This is a genomic window from Nitritalea halalkaliphila LW7 (assembly GCF_000265075.1).
Classification (GTDB): domain Bacteria; phylum Bacteroidota; class Bacteroidia; order Cytophagales; family Cyclobacteriaceae; genus Nitritalea; species Nitritalea halalkaliphila.
In genome coordinates this window covers 69,448-91,319 of the sequence record NZ_AJYA01000001.1, presented here as the reverse complement: position 1 = coordinate 91,319, position 21,872 = coordinate 69,448, and the positions used below count along the sequence as shown (strand labels likewise).

Below are 21,872 nucleotides of genomic sequence, written 5' to 3'. Positions count from 1 at the left end.
ACTAAAGAAAGCGCGCAGCTGAGATACGATTGGGATCCCTTGCTACGCGCTTTTTCTTCTTAATGGAATAGGCCCACTGCCAGTTCTGCCCAAAGCAAGAGGAAAGCCAAAATCAAGCCTCCACTGGCTACCAAAAGCGGCACTTTTCGCTTTATGTGTGCGCGAAACAGTTCTAACAGTGTGCCGGTTCCTAACAACATGCTTCCCATCATGAGAAAATCCATCACATCCCACTGGACTTCTCGGCTAAACTGCATGGCGATAAGCGGCAAACTCAATAGCAGCAATACGCTGCCGAGCAAAACATACAAGCGTTTTCGGTTCATAGTTGCTTTAGGGGGTGAAAGTACATGTCTCCCATTCCGAAATATAGCAAATAAACGGCCATTTTTTACTCCTTTTACACCAGATAAATTAGGAAATACCTACGTGAAGCATTATTTATCTATCAGGGATAGTAAAAGAGCTATCCCAAGCCGCACAGCGGTCGTAAGAGTAATTAACAATTTATAATTAACCATTAATCATTAAAAAAATCACGCTCCGTGAAACGCTTGATAACAAGCCCGAAAAAGATTCTCAGCCGCCTCTTTCTTAGCCATTTCCCCCTGCTGTTGTAATGGAGGAAGGGCAATAAATCGGTCTGCGGGGGCCTTCCGGCCCAAAGTGCCCGAACTGATCAAAATCCGCTTGGCATCTGGGTTTACCTTTTCAGCCAAACACAATAGCGCATGCGGACCTTTGCCGAAGGCAGACTGCGTATCGTAATGCCCCTCCCCCGTCAGCACGCAGTGACTTTGTCGGATTAGGTCGGCCAGCTGCACCTGTTGAAAAAAAAAGTCAGCACCCGCTCGTAGGTCGATAGAAAAAAAGGCCGCTAAACCCGCTGCCACACCACCAGCCGCCCCATATCCTGCTTGATCTACGAAGGTACGCTTTCCTTTGGCGTAGGCCAGCTCCAGCCAGGCGGCCAAGCCCCGCTCAGCGTGCTCAAAATCTGTTGTCGCCAAGCCTTTTTGGGGGCCAAATACCCGAATGCCGCCCTCCTCACCGAACAATCGGTGTCGTACATCAGCCAAAAGCGTAAACCGAAGCGCAGGCAGCCCGATCGGACGCTGAATAAAGGCAAGCTCCTGAAAACGAGCGGGATGAAATGCATGCAACTCACGGCCCGCACGATTTAAATAGGTGAAACCCAAGCCTTGTAAAATGCCCATGCCCCCATCGATACTGGCAGTGCCACCGAGTCCCAGGACGATCTCTCGACAACCTCCGGCCACTGCATCAGCGATCAGCAGGCCTGTCCCCACCGTGCTGGCTTGGAAGGGAGCTAACCTATCCTTTCCACGCGCCCCCAAGCCTGAGGCAGCTGCGAGATCGATAAAGGCTCTTTGCGCGGAGCGCTCTAAGTAATAGACGCCCCGGACGGAGCGACCGTAGGCATCGGGAACCATCAGGAAATGCGGCTCCAAACCCAGGCTTTCTGCCAATAAGGCGCAGGTTCCATCACCACCATCGGCGATGGGCTGACAGTGAAAAGGTCCCTGCAAGCCCGCCTGCTCGAGCGCCTGTCGGATGATCACAGCCGCCTCCTGTGCACTGAGGGCTGCCCTTAAAGGCATTCGGAGCGATAAGAAACTGGTGAACAGGCATCTACACCTCCTTTTCCTTCATGCGCCGGAAGTAATCCTTGCTGGCAGCACGCACCTTCGGGGCCAAATAAATCGTGGACACCATCGTCGGAATGGCCATAATCGCATACATGCCGTCGATAAAACTTATCACCACATCCAGTGAAGCCACCGCCCCCGCCACGATGGTCGCGAGGTAGAAATAATTATAATAATTCGCCTTTTCTGCCCCGAAGAGGTAATTAAAACACTTATGCCCATAGTAAGAATACGTGAACATCGTCGAAAGCGCGAAAACCAGTACCGCTACCATCAGCATATACTTCCCAAATCCAGGGAGGGCCATTTCGAAGGCCGACAAAGTCAAACGGACGCCGTCATTATCGGTGCTTTGCCAGACACCAGTCATCAAAATGACGAGAGCCGTCAGCGTACAGACCACGATCGTATCGATGAAGGGACCTAGCATGGCGATAAGCCCTTCGCGGATGGGTTCATTGTTCTTAGACGCTCCATGCACCATGGGGGCCGTTCCGATGCCCGCTTCATTCGAAAATGCTGCCCGGCGCGCTCCGATCACGATGACAGCGCCCACCGCACCACCCATGGCAGCCTCCCCGGTAAAGGCATCGCGAATGATTAGCCCCAGCATCGCGGGCACCTCTCCAGCGTACTGAAAGAGCACCAGCAGAACAGAAAAAAAGTACACGAGCACCATAAAAGGAACTAGTTTAGAGGCCACTGCGGCGATGCGCTGAATACCTCCTAAAATGACTATAGCCACGATTAACATCATGCCTATACCTAAAATCCACTTGGTAGGCTCGCCAGCATCTAGCCATTCGGTTCGAGTAGGACAGAGCGCAGTACAGCCGTCAACTGATTAGCCTGAAAAATGGCCAGCAGCCCTAGAAAGCCAGCTACCGAAAACAAAATCGCAAGTGGGCGCCATTTTTTACCATTCCTTCCTCGATGACGTACATGGGACCACCCTGCACCTCCCCAGCAGAGTCCTTGCCCCGATACATGATGGCCAGGCTACAGGAAAAATACTTGGTTGCCATGCCCACAAAGGCCGACATCCACATCCAAAAAATCGCTCCAGGACCACCCATATTGATGGCAATCGCTACTCCTGAGATATTACCTAGACCTACCGTGGCAGCGATCGCCGCAGATAGCGCCTGCCGAGAGGAAATCTGCCCCGGTAGGTTCTCGTCATACTTGCCCCGAACCACTTTTAGGGCATGGCCCAAACCGGTGAAAGGCACAAATCCTGAATAAATAAACAGCAACAAACCGCCGCCCATCAATAAAATCAGCATGGGCGTATCCCAAATCCAGTTGCTAAACTGAACGATAAAATCTCCAAATTGTGATAAAAAAGCCATTTAAGGGCATTTAATAAGGTGAAAGGAAAGCTTTTTACAAAACCAACACCCATATTACATGCTATTTTCGGTTTAACCAAGACCACTACCATAAATCTAAATATAATTTGCGTCCACGCCAGAAAGTATCTATTTTAGGTTTTCAGTTGAAGGCATTTTCCTAGGCCCTCTCGGGCAAATAGGCTCCTTCGGATGGACGCTATCACCAAACAATAACCTAAAAAACCTCTATGAAAAAATCTTCCGATCTGCGCAGCAGCAGACGTTCCTTTTTAAAGGCTGGCGCCACTGCCCTAGCTGGCTTTTACATCGTTCCGCGTCACGTTTTAGGCGGCAGCGGCTTTACGGCGCCGAGTGATCAGCTCCGTGTAGCAGGCATCGGCGTCGGCGGTATGGGCTATAACGATATCAGCGGCGTTTTTAAAACCGGTAAAGTCGTTTTCACCCATCTCTGCGATGTGGATGATGCCCGCGCAGAACGTGCACGAAAAGACCATCCAAAGGCGCGTTATGTAAAGGATTATCGTCGCCTCATGGAGGAAGCCAGCCAGTTCGATGCCGTCACGGTCTCCTCAACAGATCACATGCACGCCGTTCAGGCACTCCTAGCCATGAAAGCAGGCAAACATGTCTACGTTCAAAAGCCCCTCACCCACGATATTTATGAGGCCCGCATGCTTACGGAAGCCGCCGAAAAATATAAGGTTGTCACCCAAATGGGCAACCAAGGTTCCTCTGGTGATGGTGTCCGCCGCATGATGGAATGGTACCAAGCCGGACTCATCGGCGAGGCCACCCGTGTGTATAGCTGGACTGACCGCCCTGTATGGCCACAGGGGATTTCTTGGCCGAAACAGGCCGCTCCGATACCGAAAGGACTAGACTGGGAGCTTTGGCTGGGGACAGCCCCGAAAAGAGATTTCGTCGATAATTTAGTGCCCTTTAACTGGAGAGGCTGGTGGGATTATGGCACAGGCGCCCTCGGAGATATGGCCTGTCACTTGATGGAGGCTCCTTACCGTGTACTAAATTTAGGCTACCCCGTTTCCGCAGAGGCGAGCGTAGGCTCGGTCTATGTAGGCGAGTTTCAGCGTGGGTACTTTCCGGACAGTTGCCCTCCTTCTTCCCATATTACCTTGCGCTTTGAATTGCCTGGCGGCAAAACCCTGCCTTTCCACTGGATGGATGGCGGTATTCAGCCCACCCGTCCCGAAGAACTGGGGCCAAATGAGCGCATGGGCGATGGCGGAAATGGCGTAATCATCGAAGGCACGAAAGGCAAGATGATGTGCGATACCTATGGGAGAAATCCGCGCCTACTTCCTGCCACGAAAATGGAAGAAGCGCAGGCCACAGCTGAAAGCATCACGCGAATCCCTGGAGGGGAAGGAGGACATTATGCCAACTGGGTCGAGGCCTGTATCGCTGGACATGGCAGCAAGGCCTACGAGCTGCTTTCTTCTCCATTCCGCATCGCAGGCCCTCTGACAGAGGCTGTTTTGATGGGAAATCTAGCCATCCGCAGTTACGACTACCGCGAGCCGAAAGCGGACGGAGGTTTTACCTATCCAGGCAGAGGAATCAAGCTGCAGTGGGACGGTGCCGCCATGGAAGTGAAAAATTTCGAGCCTGCAAACCAGTTTGTGAAGCGGGAATATCCAGCAGGATTTACCTTGTAAACATCCGCAGAGAAGCATTTACCCCGAGGGCTTCGCCCAAAGGAATGGCATAAAAAACTCCAGTTCCTGTATGAGGGGCTGGAGTTTTTATGCACTGTCTGAAGCATGGGAAAAACCCCCTTTAATCGAACTGCTCCAGCGCATTTTCAAAATCGAAGCCAAAGCCTGCAGCGTGTAGCATGCGTACGTAGGCGATCTTGCGCTTCGCCGCCAAGTCATTTAGCGTCACTTTACTATCAAACAAAGCTACCTCACGGGCATTTATCAAGAAAAGGGAGCTTTCCCCCAGCTCAAAACGCACCTTTTCCCCATCCAGAAGCCTTTCCAAGCCTTGGATATTAGCAGAAAAGACCCTGAACTGGTCTTCTACCAGCCCAAATCGATAAATCGCCTGCTCTAAAGAGGCTTCTAACTGAACGAAGCGTAATTCCCGCCGCTGGTCTGCGAAATTAATTTTGGCCTTCGCCAAACCCAAGCCCCCTCGCTCACGGCGTAGAAAGAGGGGCGTACTAATATTGATTCCCCACTTATAGTCATTCTGGAAGAAGGCAGGAATTTCCATATTAGGCCCCATATTTTCAGTCAAGAAATTATAATTGACCTTTATGATCGGCCTTAACTGCTCGGCCTTCCAGCGCCTATCCACATTCAAGGTGGCGATATCGAAATCAATCAACTGGATGTCCGGGTGCCCCGCCAGCGCGTTACGCAGCTGTACGTTCGAGACACGATCTATTTCCAGGGTAAGCACCGACTCGGGTAGGATCGCATCTGTAAGGTTGATTTCATTCAGCTCATCGTCCCAGAGAAACGTGTTTACCAGCTGCATGGCGTTAAAGTACTCGATCATGGCATCCTGGTAGCGGTATAGGCGATCGAGAACCTGTGTATAGGCCTCCACCGTGTCGATGGCAGGCAGATCCCCCTGCACGAAACTCTCTTTAATCGCTTGGAATCGGATCTCTGCCAGCTGCAAGCCCTCCTCGAAGACGAGGCGATTTTCATGCGCCTCCGACCAGTTCCAGTAGGCCAAGTTGGCATCCAAATACAAGTCATTTAGAAACTTTCTGCGCTCCACTAGCGTGGATTCTTGGAAGATTTGTGCCTGTCTCAGGGCCGCTCTTCTGCGGTCGATGAGGAGTCCTTGTCCTAAGTTGACACTGATGCCTGCGGCAAAAAGCCCGTCCGTAGGCACTGTCCTTTCCGGATTCAGAAAGCGCCCGGAGTTTTGCTCGAAGAGCCCCTTTAGCTCGATCCCCGCCCAAGTAGGAATAATCATACCGATTTCTCGCGTATCGAAATAGGTCGTTCCGCGAAACTCTTTATTATTATAATCGCCATACAGCAAGGGGTCAAAGCCTCCACGCGCCATGCGGAGCTCTTGATCCCCGAACTCGAGCAAGAGGTCCCCCTGGCGGGCGATGGGATGGAAATTTTCTACCCATTCTAAAAACTGCTCTTGCGTCAGCACGAGTGAGGAATCACGTGATGGAATCTGGGCTTGGGCTGCTGATACATATAAAAACAGTAGCCCGATAAGTAGGTAAATTCGGCTCATCTGCGCTTAGCTCTTTTTCTTGTTGGCGCGCTTCTCATCCGCAGTATAATAGTCAGCGGGGAAGCCATTTAACTGACGCCAGATTTCATACCATACCGGAACATCGTTAAAGAGTGCGATGCCATCTGCTCCAGAGCCAATACGTAGGGCATCTGGCCAAGGGTCTTCCTCTGGATCTTCGATGACCAGCACACGATACTTATTATTATCTCCAGTAAAATTATCAATGGCCACGATGATCCCTCCAAACGTACCGTTCGAAAACTGCGGCCAGCCAGAAAATACGATAGCAGGCCAGCCATCGAAGATAAAGCGCACCTTGTTCCCTATCCGCATCAGCGGAAAATCTACCGGCTCCACGAACATTTCTACGGCCAGCTGAGCATTCGCCGGAAGGATAGAAATAATTTCAGCCCCCTCTTTAATCGTTTCCCCGATCCCCACCTGTATCGCTCGTGTGATATAGCCATCCTGAGGTGCTAATACATAGCGAAAGCCACTACGCATTTCAAAATTAGAGAACTGATTTTCCAATTTCGTAGCAGAGGCCTCGGCATCAAACTGCGAAGACATGGCGCTAAACATTTCGGATCGGGTCTTAGCGATCCGATCGCGGAAGTCATTTTCGATGGCGTTCAGCTCGATTTGTGCAGCCAGCAACTCATTTTGGCTGCTGAGCAAATTGTTTTCCGCTGCGATAAGTCCCGCCTGCACCTCTTGGAAGCGTAATTTACGGGTTTCTAGATCCGTAAGGGAGCGGAGTCCATCTTCAAAGAGGGATTCGGCACGCTTTAGCTGCTCCACGCCGACATCAAAGTTTACCTTTGCCTGTTCGAAGCGGATACTATCTGATTTCACTTTAAGCTCTGCCATCCGAAGTCGGTTCGTAGCCTGTTCTATTCGGAGGCCTTTATTGGCAGTCAGCGCCTCCATCTGAATTTCCTGCGCCTTCACTTTTTCCGCATACGAAAACGCAGACTGAAGCTTCGCATCCACCTGGAGTCGGGTACGCTCTAGGAGCAAAGGATCGAAGAAATCATCCTTAATCTCAGAAATCAGTAGCACCGTATCGCCCCTTTGGACGAAATCCCCTTCCGAAACGTACCACTGTTCGATTCTTCCCGCGATGATGCTATGCACCGTCTGAGGTCGCTGTTCTGGACGAAGCGCTGTCACGAAACCTTTAGAACGCACGTTTTGGGTCCAGGGCAGGAACATGAATAAAATCGTTCCTACTAAAAACCACACCATGATTTTCACTCGTTTTCTGCTCTCATTCGAGGGCATGGTCATCCCGTAGCTTTTGTAATGCTTTATCGAGACTTTGTCACCAATTTTATTTTCTGATATATCCAGCATAATGCAATCGATTTATCGGTTAACGTGAATATCCTTCTCCAGCTCCATCATAAACGATTTTCCCCGTATCCAGCGCAATGACGCGCGGCGCCTGACGGAGAATTTCCTCTTGATCCGTAATCATAATAACGGTCCAGTTGCCTTCCAGTATATGTTGGGTCGTGCGCTCCCTAGCCTCTTTCTCGAAATTCATTAAAATATCCTCTAGGAACAAGGCCTTGGGCTCACCTACCAGACAGCGTGCCATCAATATTTTGCTGATTACCCGCTTACTGAGGCCCACACCTTCAGGCTGCACCATGGTTTCCAGGTCATCTTTAAGAGAATAAATAAACTTGTTCAGACCAACTAAATCAAGTGTAGCACGAAGTTTCTCCTCTGAAATATCGCGGCAGAGCAAGATATTTTCTCGTAAGGTACCATGAAAAAGCGACTGCTGCGTAAGGCTATCCCCCACATAGCTGCGTAGCTTGTCTAGGTTCATGGAGTCTATCGGAAGGTTATTGACTAAGATTTTACCCGAATAATCTTGGTAAAGTCCCGACATCAGGTAGAGCAGCGTACTCTTCCCTGAACCACTACGCCCTGTTAGAAGTAGCTTCTCTCCCGCTTGCACAGAGAAGGAAATGCCCTTCAGCACATCGAAATTTTCCGTTTTACTCTTGAAGCCAAGGTTTTCTATATCAAATGCGAGTCCACTACGCTCTGGTGTTAAGGACTTCTCCGTTCCATCACCACGCTCCATAGGTAAGTCCATGATTTGGCCCAGTTTTTCTACCGCTGTCAGGGTATCGTAGATAGTTTCTAAGCTTAGAATAAGCTTTTCTACTGCACTCACCACGAGAACGATAACAATTTCTGCCGCCACGAACTGTCCGATACTTATTTCATCATTAATGAGAAGAATAGACCCTGCGATCAGAAGCGTGGAGACGATAAGCACCTTAAAACCAACGAGAATCTTATACTGGAAAATCAGAACAGAAAAGTGTTGGTTTCGGAAGTTAACATATTGTGTCAGCAGCTTGTCTGCCCGCAGGAAAGGAAGCTGGGAATTCCCCGCCAACTTGAAAGTGGACATCGTTCGGCCGATTTCTTCTAGCCAGTACGCCACTTGATACTTGGCCGTAGATTCTTTCAGCGCCGTGTACATCCCGCGTGGGCTGGTATAGTAGAATATCAGGAAGACAAGCGCGATAAGCGTGGCCGCAAAGATGATGAAGAATGGATGGTAAAAGGCCAAAAGTAAAAGACCGAAGACCACCTGAATAGAGGCCGTGGAAAAGTCTATTAGGATCTTAGAAAGCCCTTTCTGGAGGTTGACTGCGTCAAAGAAACGGTTCACTAACTCCGGGGGATACTTGCCTAAGAGCGCGTCCAGTTTAAGGCGTGGCAGCCGATAGGCAAAATTAAATCCCGCCTTTGTAAAGACGCGCTGCTGTAATTTCTCCGTTAGATACAGCTGACTAATCTGTAAAAACCCGCCAAATGCGATACCGATCGCCACTACAGCAACTAAGATATACCAAGAGGTGCTGATCCTGCCCCCGAGGATAAAGTTTAGAATCGCTTGTATCCCGAGCGGTAGTGATAGACCTACTAATCCATTTAAAACAGCGTAAAAATAAATGGCATAAACCTGCTTTTTTTCCTCCCGCAGAAAGGAGAAAAACCGATTTAAGGGCGTTTGTGCAACGTCAATTTTCATGTGATAGCGTAGTGAATATTAGGGCTTTAAAATATTCTTTAATGTCAGAGGCCTGCGCCTCTAATGGGAATTTAGCATTTAAATTAGCTTGTAAAAGAACTCCATCCACTAAGGTGATCGCCAGGCGCTGGGTATGGAGCTTGAATACGGGGGGTGACTGTGCTTCTAAGATGAGCTGAATGCGCTGCACTAAGCGGAAATAGGCATCGAAAGCCCCGCGCTGAGCATATTCTCCCGCCTGCTGCAGGAGTAAACTGCGCATAAATTCTTGGTGTACGAGGGTGTGCAGGGCACAAATATCTACAAAATCATTATCTGTGAAGTGGGGACCCTCCGCTAAATGGGCGATGATCAGCTCTATTTTCTGAGCAAAATCATCCACATTCGTCAGATGCAAAACTAAACAGTGCTCCTGAAAGCCCCAATACCAAGAATGCAAATAATGTAAAAAGTAGAACTTATTTTCAAAATACCGATAGACCGCTGCCTCTGTACACTGACAGCGGGCGGCTAATTTTTTAAATGTGAACTGCTCTAGCCCATGGGCATTTAATAGTTCGATACCTTCTTTTACTAGGGTGCGCCCTAAGCCCGAGCTCATCGGGTCTTTCCCATAGAGCTGTTCCGGCACTTCCAGACGCAACTGTTTTAAAATGTGTTGCATACGATACTCTTCAGCGGTGGCATACGTGCAGAAGAACGGCTTACTTGCAAAAAAGGTTCTTCTACTAAAATTAAGTTAGTCCTACTAACCAAATCGAGATTATAAATTAATAAGAATAATTCCTATGCACACCGCTAAATACTACTTTAATGAAAGTCAATGATACAAAAATTCAATAGTTATGCATAATTTTTTTTCCATTTACAGGATAATTTTTTTCTCAAATCTAAGCGAAAAATGAAAACTACACCCTGAGTTAAGGCGAGAAATGGAGATCAAATACAGGAGGCTTCTCCTCGCGGAAGCATCAAAATGAACAAAAAGTAAGGGAAATGTTACCTTAATTTTTCCAAAAATGAGACCCATGTAAATTAATCGTGAAGCTTTATGATTTGTCTTTTCAAGACAAAAGGGGGAAGCCCTAAGCAGGTAGTTTCGTGGCATAAACCAACCCATACACCTAAGTATGAAATACTATTTACCTCTCATTGGAGTACTTTGCTTACTCCTGTTGGCTTTGCCCGGCAGGGCCATCGGCCAAACCGCATCCGCCTCTCTATTCGGTACTGTCCGTGGTTCCGATGGAGAAACCCTACCCGGCGCGAACGTTCTCATAAAAAATGAGGCTACAGGTTTTACCACAGGAACGGTCACGAACATCGAAGGCCGTTATCAGCTAAATCAGGTTCCCCTCGGTGGCCCTTACAGCATTACGGCCAGTTTCGTAGGCGAAGGCCAGCTAGAGAAAAAAGGCTACAACTTAAACCTCGGAGATCAGATCCGTGTAGACTTTAGCTTGAGCGGTTCTGAAAATCAGATGGAGACAGTAGTGATATCGGCCAGCGACTACGCGCCGAACCGTGTATCCCCGATCGGTCGGCCACGCGTCTTGGCATAAACGAAATCAAAAACATGCCGACCAGCGGTAGAAGCTTCCAGGATCTGGCCAACCTAGCGCCTACTACCGCTCCTGGAGGTTCTTTAGCTATCGGAGGTACCCGAGAAAGCTCCACGGGAATTACCTTAGATGGCGGAAATCAGCGTTTTATGATGAATGGTGGATTGATCTCCCAGTACACGGTGTCTATGGAGGCAATCCGAGAATATGAGGTAACGACGAACGAATACTCTGTGCTCGAAGGGCGTCAGGGTGGAGGTTCGATCAACGTGGTGACGAAATCTGGAACCAATGAATTCGAGGGTTCGGCTTTCTTCTTCAACCGAAATCAAGCGCTTACCGCTAGCGAGGATTATATCGGACGCCCGATTAATGACTTTAACATCAACCAGTACGGTTTCTCATTGGGGGGACCGATCATTAAAGATAAATTGCACTTCTTTACCGCATTGGATTTCGAGGATAGAAGCGAGCCCTTCGCGATCATCGACGTGCGGGATGCCACCACAGAGCGTCTAGAGCAGATCACCCAGGCAAACCTAGATCGTTTTCTTTCTATTCTTCAGGACCGCTACGGACTGGATCCTACACGGCAGCAGACGGGGCTTTTCAACAGAAGACCGACGAACCGCACCGTCTTCGCTCGCTTAGACTGGCAAATTAACAATATCCACAAGTTGACTTTCCGTAACAACTTCTTTTGGGGCGAAAATGAGTTTGTCGTGGGTGGTGATAACACTGCCATCGCAGATGCCCGCGGAGATTTAGAAATTTTCGGAGTCAACAGCCAGCTGGCCCTTCGTTCTACATTCTCTCCACGCCTAACAAACGAATTAAAGGTGCAGTACCTGCGTGCACAGCGTAATTTCTTAGCGCGCTCCATCGCACCTCGTGGCTTTGTCGGCATCGAATCCTTCCAAGAAGATGGCACCCGCTTATTCCGTCAGTTTCAGTTTGGCGGTAACCGAATAGCTCCGGAGGAGCAAGGAGAACAGCAGCTTCAGCTAATCAATACCACCTTCCTACAAACGGGAAAAGTTTTCTGGACTTTCGGAACGGATAATTTGGTAACCTTTACCAATACACTCAACACAAACGAACAGGGTGGCTTATTCCAGTTCGCAAGCTTAGATGCCTTAGAGCGTGGCGAGGCATTTCAGTTTTCACGCTTGGTACCTAATAACCCTGTAGGACTCTTCACCCCGCACCTGCAGCAGACCGCTTTGGATTTATCGGCTTTTGCGCAAGCAGATTATAGCTTTAACAGTAAATTTAGTGGATCCTTCGGACTTCGCTGGGATGCTACGGTGTTCTTAACCGCTCCGGAGCGTAATCCACTTATCGAGCGAGAGCTGGGCAGAAGAACCGATGTGGTGGCTACGGACTGGAATAATTTCCAGCCACGCATAACACTTGTCTATGACTTTAATGAAGACCAGCGTAATGTACTACGTTTCGGACTAGGTGGTTTCTCCGCGAATATCATCCACTGGGCGCAGCTCAGCAATATTCTACAATCTGGGACGCAGCTGACGGACGTGTTCTTGACCGGTGCCAATGTGCCCGCCGTGGACTTCCCGGCTTTCTTAGCTGACCCTGCCAATGTCCCTGGTGTTCCGGCTGATGGCACGGGAAGAAGCCCTTACATTAACTTGATCGGAGATAACTTCCAAGCCCCTTACACCTGGAAGGGTAACCTCTCCTACAGAAGATTCTTGACAGATGAGTTTTACGTGGGAGCGAATGCCTATTTCGCCAGAACCTTCCATAACTACAGATACCAGGACCTAAACTTAGCCAAGGAGTTCTCCGCCTTCATCACCAATGAAAATAACCGTGGGATGTTCGCAGATCCTTTTGCAGGTCAGGTGACTTTAGCGAATCCAGCCAGCCCAGGGGTGGTGGTCTTCCCTATCGCACCCGATGTGGTGAACATCAATCCGAACTTGGGCCGCGTCCTAGAACTGAATGGTGACTCGGATATCTGGCAGCGTGGTATCATTTTCGAATCCGGTTTTGTGTTTAAAAATGGCGCTTCCCTTACCGGTACGTATACTTGGAACAGAACCGAGGATAATAATTCCTACAACTGCTGTATCGCACGTACCTCCGTGCTTACGGCCATCGTGGATGATCCTAGGGACTTAGTAGCGAACCGTGGTGGTGCTAATACGGACTTCCGACATAAAATCGTTCTATTCGGTACCTCTCCGACCTTTAAAAACATGCGTATTTCAGCCCGATACGTGGGACAGTCCGGTCTTCCTTGGTCCCCTCTCGTTTTCGGTGATATCGTCGGTGACGGAGCAGGCCTTCTTATAAATGCGAACAAGCGTGCCTTTGTATTCGATCCCAATGTGATCCGGGCGAACCCAAATGCCACCCCTTTTGAGCTGAATGTGGCACAGGGAATGGAGCGCGTGCTAGATAATCCAAATAACATCGCGCGCGGCTTATTACAGGATAACCTGCAGCAGGTAGCCCCTCGAAATGAAATCTACAATCCCTTCTGGCATAATGTGGACGTGCGCTTCAGCTACATCATCGACAGCAGCATCATTAAAGGTCTCGGAAAATCCAATTTAGAGTTTATCGCAGAGGTATTTAACTTCACGAACCTGCTAAACAGTGAGTGGGGCGGTGCGCCTACCGTACCGGGAGCGAACCAAATCTTACTTCAGTCTCTCGGTTTAGACCCGATCGCCCTACAGCGTGGCGATGTGCAGTTCGCCTATAATGTAAACCCTACATTCGGAGAAACCGCGCGTTTTAACCCTCCTTACCAAGTGCAGCTTGGCTTACGCTACACCTTTTAAACCAACCAACCGGAACAGGAGAGAATCGAAAGGTTCTCTCCTTTCTTTTAGTCCTCTCGAAAATGCGTATATTCGGTGCATGAAGGAGGACATGACTCGGGAAGAGACAGCTAAAATTCTGCATACACACCTACTGGAAACTGGCCAAGCCGTCGAGCGCATGCCACTAAATAGCCCACAGGTAGTAGAAGGCTTACTTTATGTACCCACGGGCATCGCGAAAATTTATGGCGTAAATGATCGCGGCCTGACCATTAATACCGACCTGCTTTTTACCTCCGAGTGGTTTCTACTGGAGGCCGACAGCTACCTAAGTAGCGACCAGTTTTTTCTCGAGCCCCTGCGGCATTCCTCCTTGCAGTTTCTCCCTTTAGAGGGGCTGTCGCTGAAAAGAGAAAGCCTCCAGGTCTTTTGCTACCCCTTCACGAAGGCCCGGTTACGGAGGATTCATCAACAAAAAGTCCGAAACCATGATTTTGCGCTGGAAGCGCGCCTGCAGTTCCTACTGGCAGACTTTATGAAGTATTATGGGGAGAAAAAAGGAGAATTTATGCACATGCCCGCTTACTTTCGGCATGAAGACCTGGCGAGTATGCTGAAAACCTCTCGCCAAAACCTGACCACTACGCTCAGCAAGTTAAAGGCGAGCGGAACGCTGCGCTACTGCCGAAAAGAATTTGTCATTCCATATAATAACTTTACTGCATTAACTCGATAATTATGGCGAAACGATTACTGCGTGTCTTTATAGGCGCTGCTATCCTGCTTACTCTGCTCTTGGTCTTTGGGCCTAGGGCCCGAACGATTTCTTTAGCTGCTATTCAAGCCCCCGCTGTACCTACGGAGCTGACAGAACTGGAGCGCTATGTTCAAGAAAAAGAGGCCCAAGAGCGTGATCTCAAGCCCGATAATGAGGCTAAAATCATCTGGGCGGACCCTGAAAACAAGCAAAAAACTCCTTACAGCGTGCTCTACATTCATGGTTTTACCGCCAGCGAACGGGAGGGCAGCCCAGTGAATAGAGAACTAGCCGCGGCTTTAGGGGCCAACTTATACTTGGCGCGCCTCCCGGAGCATGGGGTGGAGCGCAGAGATGCCATGGAGGGCTTACGCGCTGAAGACCTGATGGCTGGCGCCAAAGAGGCTTTGAAAATCGCTCGTCAGCTGGGGGATCAGGTCGTGGTTATCGGCACTTCTATGGGAGGAGCCTGAGCCTGGTCCTGGCGGCAGAAAACCCTGACTTAGCAGCCTTACTTCTGTATAGCCCCGCGGTGATGGAATATGGCGCGGCCCTGGATAGGCTTTTCAAGCCTTGGAATAAAATGATCGCCAAGTACATCGTCATGGATGAGGGTGGAAGCCGGCTGATGGAGCGCGAAGGCGATAAGGCCAAGTACTGGTCGAATCGGGTGCATGTCGATGCCTATGAAGCACTCGCCGTGCTTCTGCGCAGTGGAATGACAGATGCCACTTTTGAGGCAATTCAGTGTCCGACTTATTTGGCTTACTACTATAAGGACGAGGAAAATCAGGATTTCGTGGTCTCTGTGCCTGCGATGCTGGACATGTTTGAAAAATTAGGCACGCCAGAGGCGCAAAAGGTCAAGCAAGCATTTCCAGAGTCAGGCGACCATGTCATCGCCTCCTCGATTACTTCCGCAGATTGGGAAGGTGTCCTATTGGGAAGCTTAGACTTTTTAAAAAGAGCTTTGCCCGATTTTCCACAGGAAGTAGAAAAAGAAGAGGAGGAACTGGCCCTCCTCATGTACTAAAAATTTTCAGAGATAGGGGGAACTTCACCTCCCCCTATCTCTTCCTAAACGCACTTGAAAATCATCGGGTGTTCCCCTTAAATTTACATTGACAAAACGCACGCGGCGATCCCCACGAGTGACGATAGCATCCTCCTGATCGGGGTCCACCTCTCCCCTATTGCGACCGAATAGGGAGCGAAAGCCTACGCTCGTCACTAGACCGAGTGGCACCCGAATAAAGTAATCCATCTGCATATCAAGCTGCTGCCTACCTGACAGTTCGATAAAGCCCAAAGAGCTCGCGATGGTCATGCTGGGAATATCTAACGTTCCATTTTTTAGTTCGAACACATTCTGCAGCGTATCGAAGCGCACCCGCATCAGGTTGCGATCGGAGAAAAAACTGGACATAGCACGCAGGGGTGCAAAATCAATGAGCGACCCCTCATACACCGTCAAATCCATCTTGGCTTCACTCTTTTCGATAATCGGAGTCAGGTCAGGATGCACTAAGAAACGACTTTCGATCGTACCACTCAGGCGTCCCTGTAAGTTTTCATTAATCAGGGCATCTTGCCCAAAATTATCAAACTTAATCAGTAGCTTATCCAAGTCCAGCTTGTTCGCTTTCATGGTGCTGTGAAAATAGATTTCCTTCGGGTTTTGGCCATTAAAATAACCGACCAATCCCAAGCCACCATCCGCTGTACGGAGACTAAGCGTGTCTATAAACAGCATGTGGTCCTCCTGCATACGTACGCGGGCACGGAGATCATCAAGCCAGAAACCATGGTATTTTAGGCGCTCCACATCGAGGGCCACTACCAGATCCGGGAAGGGAAGCTCAAATATATTAAAGGCCTCTTCATGGTTGACCTCCTGCTCGATACTCTCGAAGCCAAGTAAGGAGTCCAGGTCTAAAGCCCTTCCTACGAGTCGGAAGCGATTCTGAATGGGGTTCGGTAGGCTATCCGGCCCCAAGAAGTAATCCAGATCCATATAGAATTCCGAAAGGCCCATACGGCCACCGAAACCATTTACCTTCAGTACATCATCTCGGTAGGCCAGCGCGCCCTTAAAGTTGGAAAACTTGATCGGGTGAAACTTTAGCTTTCCGGTAAAATCGCGTAAGTTGCCACTCACCCCTTGAAAGATACCCGCATATTCCAGTTCCAGGTCCATGGCCAGCTTGAAGTCGTCGATTGTTTCCTGCGCATAGGCTTCAGGCATGTAATTCACCCCCCTATAGGTGAGTAAGTCCTTAATGCTAAGATGCTTCGAGGCCACCGTGAGGTCGAAGCGACTTTTGCCCATCGGGCTGGCCTGAAACCATTTTTCATAGTTGTAGACCTCTCCAGAAATGGCAAAATCTGAGGTATCGATCTTTCCCACGAAGTTTTCCACTCGAAGGCGCTCAGGCGTGATGCCCAGCTGCACCTGAAAATCTGTAAAAGCATGGGGGTATTTCTTTAACTTTGCGGAGAAGGCGTCTATCATAAATTTACCCTGCGGCACGTACACGGGGCTCACCAGTTCCCTGCCGCTGCTCTGAAAGCGTAGCTTCAGGTTAAAGTCACTTACCTCCTCGGCATCGGTGGTGTCCATTTCCATGAAGTCGATTTTGCGCAGGAGCGCAGACTGAAAAGAAAGAGAGGCCTCCACGGGCTCCTCCAGACCATGCAGAAGCGCCGGGAAGTCTGTCAAATAACCACTAAACTGCAGATCCGAGTCACCCAATCGGAAGCTCCCGCGCTCTAGCGTGATGTAACCGTCCTCCATTTTCGCATAGACATTCGCCTGCTGCACAGGGTGGGGCAAGCCGGGAAGACTGAAGTTCAAATTGCGGACGCGAAGCTCACTTTGTAGCGCATTTTGGACAGTGGCCAAGCCCCCTGTGGCATCTTCCAGGTCGATCAGTTCATCAAAATCCATGCTTAGCAGCACTTGACCGGAGAGGCCACGCAGCCCCTCGACCTCGAAAAACTCGCCGAGGAAGGCCAGGTCAAGGTCCGCGTCCAGCTTCACCTTGATGTAAGGGTCTTTAAAATTACGGATCAAGACATCCCCTTGGAAAATCCCTTCTGCCGGTCGGGCATAGAAATTCTGCAGGGTCAACTGCGAGGTGGCCAGATTACGGTCTTTACCATTTGTGAAAAAGCCTGCAAAGCGCAGCTCATCCACTTTTTTATTCACTGTCGGATTCAAGAAATAGGCATTATCACAGCCGAACTCCACAGCGATTTGTGGCGTCTGCCCATTGGCCGTAGGGCCCTGTACTGTCCCCTGAAAATACACCTGACCCTCATTTCGGTAGCGCCGCAGCTGATCTCCCGTCTCTTTCGGCAGAAGCGCCGCCAAGGTATTAAAATCAGGCTTGTCCCCCCGGAATTCGATGTCGAGGTAGTTCTCATTTTTTAGGTCGATAAGCCCTTCCAAGCTAAACTCAGCACCATCGATGGCCAGCAGGGAGCGCATAATATCCAGCTGCTGCAGGCTTTCCTGATAACGCAGCGATAGCCCCAGCGTCAAGGCCTTTTCTGCGAAGAAGGTGGGCTCTCCCTTGGAAATAAGCGTGAGCAGCATGTCCCCGTCTAACTTCACCTGTAGGAGGTCCTCAGCCTGCTTGAGCGAAATGCTCTGCTTTTCTAAATTGGCGCGCAGCGCAAAGGCATCAGAAGGAATCAAATAATTGATCCGCACCTGCTTGAGTTTGAGTTGCTTCAACTCAAAATTTACCGCTTCCGAGGCTTCCGCTGCGGGCGGAGCATCAAAAGCCAAGGCCTCTAGGAGACCTATTTTGCCCTCGGCATCCTGCACCATGTTAATGAGTGCCTGCTCCACACTGAGCGCCTTCACATCGTAGCGTCCCTGCAGGATATCCACGATGCTAAAGCCCACATAAATGTCTTGCGCCCGCAGCGCCAAGTTTCCTGAAAAAGCATCTCCCTCGTATACTTTCACTTGGTGAAAATCGATGGAAATGTAGGGGAAATTTTTAAAAGGTGAAATGTAAATCTCTTCCACCTTTAAGGAGCCCGCCAGGCTTTCATTTAGGATGCCGAGCAGCTTCTGCGTGTAGGTGCTTTGATTTTTATAGAGGTACCAGGTGCCTCCGGCAAAGCCCAGCACAAGGAGCAGAAGCAGACCGCCGAGACCAATGAGAATTTTTTTTAGCATACGAGTTATTTATAGCGCATTATTCACCAAAAGATATGCCAAGGCCCCGCGCGGCATCTACCAGGAAGCTATCGGGCTGCACGGCATGATAGCTACTAACGGCATTTTCTAGAGGAGTAGCGATTATTTCATTCCCTTTCGCCGCCACCATTTGGCCGAAGGCCCCTTCCACCACCAGATCAAAGGCCTTAACCCCGAAAAGGGAGGCCAGCACGCGGTCATAGGCTACTGGTACGCCTCCGCGCTGCACATGTCCTAAGACCGTCTCCCGGATTTCCGCTTGCAGTCCCGCCGCTTTCAGTTGCGCCGAAAGTGTGTAGGCCAGCCCTCCGAGCCGCTTATGTTCCGAGCCAAAATCATTCTCGCGGTAGGTCAGTTTACCGGCTTTGGGCTTCGCCCCCTCCGCCACGACGATACAGGCAAAGCCGCGCCCCTGATCGTAGCGCTTTTCGATATGCTCCTTCAGCACATCCACATCGTAGGGGATTTCCGGGATGAGACAGGCCTCCGCTCCACCGGCTAAGGCGGCATGCAGGGCGATCCAGCCAGCTCCGCGTCCCATCACCTCCATAATCATCACGCGATGGTGGCTCTCAGAAGTGCTCACCAGGCGGTCAAAACTTTCCGTGGCAATCTGCACGGCCGTCTGAAACCCGAAGGTCACATCGGTACCGGATAGGTCATTATCGATGGTTTTCGGCACCCCGACCACTGGCACGCCATGTTTTGCCAGTGCCAAAGAGATTTTTTGGGAGCCATCCCCTCCGATATTGATCAGGGCATCGAAACCCATGTCGAGGATCCGCTGTGCGAGCGCTTGGCTTCGGTCTTCGTAGACGACGCTGCCATCGGGCTGGCGCACGGGATAGGCTAAGGGATTATTTTTATTTGAAGTTTGCAGAATGGTACCACCTTTTACGTGGATGCCGGCTACGCGCTGCTCGTCAAGCACCATCAGACGCGGTGGAGTCTCGAGCACCCCCGTGAGGGCCTCCATACTGCCGATCACCTCCCAGCACCATGGGCAGCTGCGCGCTTCGTGATACCGCGGATCACCGCATTCAGTCCAGGGCAGTCCCCCCTCCAGTCGATACTAAAAGCTTTTTCTTTTGCATGTTTTGGGCCTTTCGGCCAATTAGGTTTCAGGTTGAAGTGAAAAATATACGTAAATTTGTGAACGAAAAAGAATGGGGGCTTTGTTTCATCCCTATAAAAATTTAATCCGGACCTTGAATCCGTGTATTAGTATGGAAAAGAAAAAAGGAAGGGTGGTCGTAGGGCTATCCGGGGGAGTAGATTCCTCTGTAAGTGCCTATCTCCTCCAAGAGGCTGGTTATGAGGTAATCGGCATGTTTATGAAAAACTGGCACGATGAAAGTGTCACGATCTCGAATGAGTGCCCCTGGATGGAGGATAGCACGGATGCCATGCTGGTGGCTGAGAAGCTGGGCATCCCTTTTCAGGCCATCGACCTGAGTGAAGAATACCGCGAGCGCATCGTAAACTACATGTTTCGCGAATACGAAGCTGGTCGTACGCCGAATCCCGATGTACTGTGTAACCGAGAGATAAAATTTGATATATTTTTAAAGGCCGCTGAAAAGCTGCAGGCGGATTTTGTGGCCACGGGGCATTACTGTCAGAAAGACAGTATCAGCGTAGCGGGTCGAGAAGTGCATCGTCTTCTGGCGGGTGCGGATCCGAATAAGGATCAAAGCTATTTTTTGTGCCAGCTCAATCAAGAACAGCTGTCCAAAGCCCTTTTTCCGATCGGGCATCTACAGAAGTCGCAGGTTCGGGACATTGCACGTGCGCAGGGTTTGGCCACAGCGGAAAAAAAAGACAGTCAGGGGCTGTGTTTTATCGGGAAAGTGCGGCTGCCCGACTTTTTACAGCAGCAGCTTAAGCCAAAAGAAGGGCCTATTTACCGATTAGAGCCGGAGGATCCTGTTTTCGCGGGGAAGGCACATCGTCCGGAAGAACTGTGCGCCGACATAAGCACAGCTCGTTTGGATGAAATCTGTCTGCCTCGGGCTTTGGGCGCAGCCCACCGCACGCTAATGGGTCAGCACCGTGGGGCGCATTATTTCACGATCGGGCAGCGAAAAGGGCTTCACGTGGGCGGTACAGGTAAGCCTCTTTTTGTGATCGGAACCGACACACGTGAAAACCACATTTATACCGGTTTAGGTGAGGATCATCCTGGACTTTTGGGCTATGGCCTCTTCGTCCCCGAGGCGGATGTGCACTGGGTACGAGAAGATCTACGGCTCCCTGTGGGCGGCTATGCGCAGTATGCAGCACGTATTCGCTACCGCCAGGCGCTGAGTCCTGCGCACTTGTTTATGCGTGATAAGGGGCTGTATGTACTTTTCGAGCAGCCGCAGAAAGGAATCGCCAGCGGGCAGTTTGTGGCCTGGTATCAGGATGGAGAAACCATCGGTTCTGGCACCATCTTTTAAGGGACATGCTAGATTCCACTCTGATGCCGACCGTCATTTTCGAGGATGAGGCACTGCTGGTCCTCCACAAGCCGGCCGGGCTTTTGGTTCATCCGAATGGTTGGGCAGAGGAGCCCTTAGCCGAGACGCTGGTAGGCTGGGTGCAGGCTTACACGCAGGCACCCGCTTACTTGGCGCACCGCCTTGATAGGGCTACTTCCGGACTGATCTTGCTTGGAAAAAATGAGCAGGTCGCTCGGATCTTGATGGAGAGTTTTTTACGTCAGGAAGTGCAGAAAAAATACGTGGCTGTGGTGCGGGGCTGGCCTGCTGCTGATGTTTTCCGTGTGGAGCGGCCGCTAGCTAAAGACTTAGATGGGCCACTTCAGGACGCCTGCACAGACTTTCGTGTTTTCTCGCGCTCCACCTGTGCTTTTAATAGTACGGGGCGGTATCCGAGCTCCCGCTATAGTTTACTTTGGGCGGAGCCCCAGACGGGCCGAATGCACCAGATTCGCCGCCATTTAGCCATGCAGCGCCATTATCTCATCGGGGATAGTAAGCATGGAGACAATACGCAAAATAATTACCTCAGGCAGTATCAGGGCATTACGCGCATGCTGCTGCATGCCGTGGAGCTGCGGCTACCCCATCCCGAGCAGGCTGGTCAGTGATCCATCTGCAAGCTCCCCTGCCTGCAGATTTTCGTGCTGCCTGTGACCGATTATCGCTTCCGATGCCGGATTTCTCCTAAAACCTTTGTTTCTTCTGAGGCAATTGGCTTTCTTTAAAAGCT

The 21,872-nt window shown here is 50.3% G+C and carries 16 protein-coding genes and 1 pseudogene; 8 read left to right on the top strand and 9 right to left on the bottom strand.

Annotated elements, in window-relative coordinates; all coding sequences use genetic code 11:
• Nucleotides 1–59 precede the first annotated feature (59 nt).
• From A3SI_RS00380 to A3SI_RS00370, 3 genes and pseudogenes are all read right to left on the bottom strand, one after another.
• Nucleotides 60–326, bottom strand: a complete 267-nt coding sequence (locus A3SI_RS00380; RefSeq protein ID WP_009053106.1) for a hypothetical protein — start codon at nt 324–326, stop codon at nt 60–62.
• A 210-nt stretch (nt 327–536) separates the two neighbouring features.
• Nucleotides 537–1,622 carry a glycerate kinase gene (locus tag A3SI_RS00375; RefSeq protein WP_009053105.1) on the bottom strand — a complete coding sequence of 362 codons (1,086 nt, stop codon included), beginning with the start codon at nt 1,620–1,622 and terminating at the stop codon, nt 537–539.
• A gap of 31 nt (nt 1,623–1,653) precedes the next feature.
• Nucleotides 1,654–3,022, bottom strand: a pseudogene (locus A3SI_RS00370) (alanine/glycine:cation symporter family protein).
• 230 nt (nt 3,023–3,252) lie between these two features.
• Between A3SI_RS00370 and A3SI_RS00365 the strand changes: the two are divergent.
• Nucleotides 3,253–4,701, top strand: a complete 1,449-nt coding sequence (locus A3SI_RS00365) for a Gfo/Idh/MocA family protein (RefSeq protein WP_009053104.1) — start codon at nt 3,253–3,255, stop codon at nt 4,699–4,701.
• A 121-nt stretch (nt 4,702–4,822) separates the two neighbouring features.
• Here the strand turns inward: A3SI_RS00365 and A3SI_RS00360 are convergent, their stop codons facing one another.
• Genes A3SI_RS00360 through A3SI_RS00345 form a run of 4 tightly spaced genes read right to left on the bottom strand, consistent with a single transcriptional unit; the run spans nt 4,823 to nt 9,990 of the window.
• Complete coding sequence (locus A3SI_RS00360; protein WP_009053103.1) at nt 4,823–6,259, bottom strand: TolC family protein; 1,437 nt, start codon at nt 6,257–6,259, stop codon at nt 4,823–4,825.
• A 6-nt stretch (nt 6,260–6,265) separates the two neighbouring features.
• Nucleotides 6,266–7,618: an HlyD family secretion protein gene (locus A3SI_RS00355; protein WP_040669685.1), complete on the bottom strand. Its 1,353-nt coding sequence runs from the start codon at nt 7,616–7,618 to the stop codon at nt 6,266–6,268.
• Nucleotides 7,619–7,637: 19 nt separating this feature from the next.
• Nucleotides 7,638–9,326: a peptidase domain-containing ABC transporter gene (locus A3SI_RS00350; RefSeq protein ID WP_009053101.1), complete on the bottom strand. Its 1,689-nt coding sequence runs from the start codon at nt 9,324–9,326 to the stop codon at nt 7,638–7,640.
• Nucleotides 9,316–9,990 carry a TetR/AcrR family transcriptional regulator gene (locus A3SI_RS00345; RefSeq protein WP_009053100.1) on the bottom strand — a complete coding sequence of 225 codons (675 nt, stop codon included), beginning with the start codon at nt 9,988–9,990 and terminating at the stop codon, nt 9,316–9,318. Before A3SI_RS00345 ends, A3SI_RS00350 begins: the two co-directional genes overlap by 11 nt.
• A 466-nt stretch (nt 9,991–10,456) precedes the next feature.
• Here A3SI_RS00345 and A3SI_RS00340 point away from each other — a divergent pair, with 466 nt between their 5' ends.
• The 5 genes from A3SI_RS00340 to A3SI_RS19900 all read left to right on the top strand — a co-directional run bounded on the left by A3SI_RS00340 (nt 10,457) and on the right by A3SI_RS19900 (nt 15,476).
• A complete protein-coding gene (locus A3SI_RS00340; protein ID WP_083836409.1) occupies nt 10,457–10,888 on the top strand; it encodes a carboxypeptidase-like regulatory domain-containing protein in 432 nt (143 codons plus the stop codon).
• Nucleotides 10,889–10,902: 14 nt separating this feature from the next.
• Nucleotides 10,903–13,704, top strand: coding sequence for a TonB-dependent receptor (locus A3SI_RS00335; protein WP_040669683.1), 2,802 nt, complete (start codon nt 10,903–10,905; stop codon nt 13,702–13,704).
• Nucleotides 13,705–13,783: 79 nt separating this feature from the next.
• Nucleotides 13,784–14,422, top strand: a complete 639-nt coding sequence (locus A3SI_RS00330; RefSeq protein ID WP_009053099.1) for a Crp/Fnr family transcriptional regulator — start codon at nt 13,784–13,786, stop codon at nt 14,420–14,422.
• A gap of 2 nt (nt 14,423–14,424) precedes the next feature.
• Nucleotides 14,425–14,916, top strand: a complete 492-nt coding sequence (locus A3SI_RS19905) for an alpha/beta hydrolase (RefSeq protein ID WP_009053098.1) — start codon at nt 14,425–14,427, stop codon at nt 14,914–14,916.
• A gap of 62 nt (nt 14,917–14,978) precedes the next feature.
• Nucleotides 14,979–15,476 carry a hypothetical protein gene (locus tag A3SI_RS19900; RefSeq protein WP_009053097.1) on the top strand — a complete coding sequence of 166 codons (498 nt, stop codon included), beginning with the start codon at nt 14,979–14,981 and terminating at the stop codon, nt 15,474–15,476.
• A gap of 24 nt (nt 15,477–15,500) precedes the next feature.
• Here A3SI_RS19900 and A3SI_RS00320 read toward each other — a convergent pair whose 3' ends face one another.
• Both A3SI_RS00320 and A3SI_RS00315 read right to left on the bottom strand, forming a co-directional pair.
• On the bottom strand, nt 15,501–18,635 hold the full coding sequence (locus A3SI_RS00320) for an AsmA-like C-terminal region-containing protein (RefSeq protein WP_009053096.1): 3,135 nt from the start codon (nt 18,633–18,635) through the stop codon (nt 15,501–15,503).
• 19 nt (nt 18,636–18,654) lie between these two features.
• Nucleotides 18,655–19,644 (bottom strand): 6-phosphofructokinase, encoded by a 990-nt coding sequence (locus tag A3SI_RS00315; protein ID WP_238531536.1) that lies wholly within the window; start codon nt 19,642–19,644, stop codon nt 18,655–18,657.
• A gap of 238 nt (nt 19,645–19,882) precedes the next feature.
• On the opposite strand from A3SI_RS00315, the gene mnmA reads away from it, so the two are divergent.
• Both mnmA and A3SI_RS00305 read left to right on the top strand, forming a co-directional pair.
• Nucleotides 19,883–21,097 carry a tRNA 2-thiouridine(34) synthase MnmA gene (gene mnmA, locus A3SI_RS00310; protein ID WP_040669681.1) on the top strand — a complete coding sequence of 405 codons (1,215 nt, stop codon included), beginning with the start codon at nt 19,883–19,885 and terminating at the stop codon, nt 21,095–21,097.
• A gap of 5 nt (nt 21,098–21,102) precedes the next feature.
• Nucleotides 21,103–21,750: an RluA family pseudouridine synthase gene (locus A3SI_RS00305; protein WP_083836408.1), complete on the top strand. Its 648-nt coding sequence runs from the start codon at nt 21,103–21,105 to the stop codon at nt 21,748–21,750.
• Nucleotides 21,751–21,872 lie beyond the last annotated feature (122 nt).

Excerpts from the sequence above, each read along its gene's own strand:
- A3SI_RS00360 (WP_009053103.1), bottom strand. The coding sequence starts at position 6,259 with ATGAGCCGAATTTACCTACTTATCGGGCTACTGTTTTTATATGTATCA.
- A3SI_RS00330 (WP_009053099.1), top strand. The coding sequence starts at position 13,784 with ATGAAGGAGGACATGACTCGGGAAGAGACAGCTAAAATTCTGCATACA.
- A3SI_RS00380 (WP_009053106.1), bottom strand. The coding sequence starts at position 326 with ATGAACCGAAAACGCTTGTATGTTTTGCTCGGCAGCGTATTGCTGCTA.
- A3SI_RS19900 (WP_009053097.1), top strand. The coding sequence starts at position 14,979 with ATGGAATATGGCGCGGCCCTGGATAGGCTTTTCAAGCCTTGGAATAAA.
- A3SI_RS19905 (WP_009053098.1), top strand. The coding sequence starts at position 14,425 with ATGGCGAAACGATTACTGCGTGTCTTTATAGGCGCTGCTATCCTGCTT.
- A3SI_RS00350 (WP_009053101.1), bottom strand. The coding sequence starts at position 9,326 with ATGAAAATTGACGTTGCACAAACGCCCTTAAATCGGTTTTTCTCCTTT.
- A3SI_RS00335 (WP_040669683.1), top strand. The coding sequence starts at position 10,903 with ATGCCGACCAGCGGTAGAAGCTTCCAGGATCTGGCCAACCTAGCGCCT.
- A3SI_RS00340 (WP_083836409.1), top strand. The coding sequence starts at position 10,457 with ATGAAATACTATTTACCTCTCATTGGAGTACTTTGCTTACTCCTGTTG.
- A3SI_RS00305 (WP_083836408.1), top strand. The coding sequence starts at position 21,103 with ATGCTAGATTCCACTCTGATGCCGACCGTCATTTTCGAGGATGAGGCA.
- A3SI_RS00365 (WP_009053104.1), top strand. The coding sequence starts at position 3,253 with ATGAAAAAATCTTCCGATCTGCGCAGCAGCAGACGTTCCTTTTTAAAG.
- A3SI_RS00355 (WP_040669685.1), bottom strand. The coding sequence starts at position 7,618 with ATGCTGGATATATCAGAAAATAAAATTGGTGACAAAGTCTCGATAAAG.
- A3SI_RS00320 (WP_009053096.1), bottom strand. The coding sequence starts at position 18,635 with ATGCTAAAAAAAATTCTCATTGGTCTCGGCGGTCTGCTTCTGCTCCTT.
- mnmA (WP_040669681.1), top strand. The coding sequence starts at position 19,883 with ATGGAAAAGAAAAAAGGAAGGGTGGTCGTAGGGCTATCCGGGGGAGTA.
- A3SI_RS00345 (WP_009053100.1), bottom strand. The coding sequence starts at position 9,990 with ATGCAACACATTTTAAAACAGTTGCGTCTGGAAGTGCCGGAACAGCTC.
- A3SI_RS00375 (WP_009053105.1), bottom strand. The coding sequence starts at position 1,622 with ATGCCTTTAAGGGCAGCCCTCAGTGCACAGGAGGCGGCTGTGATCATC.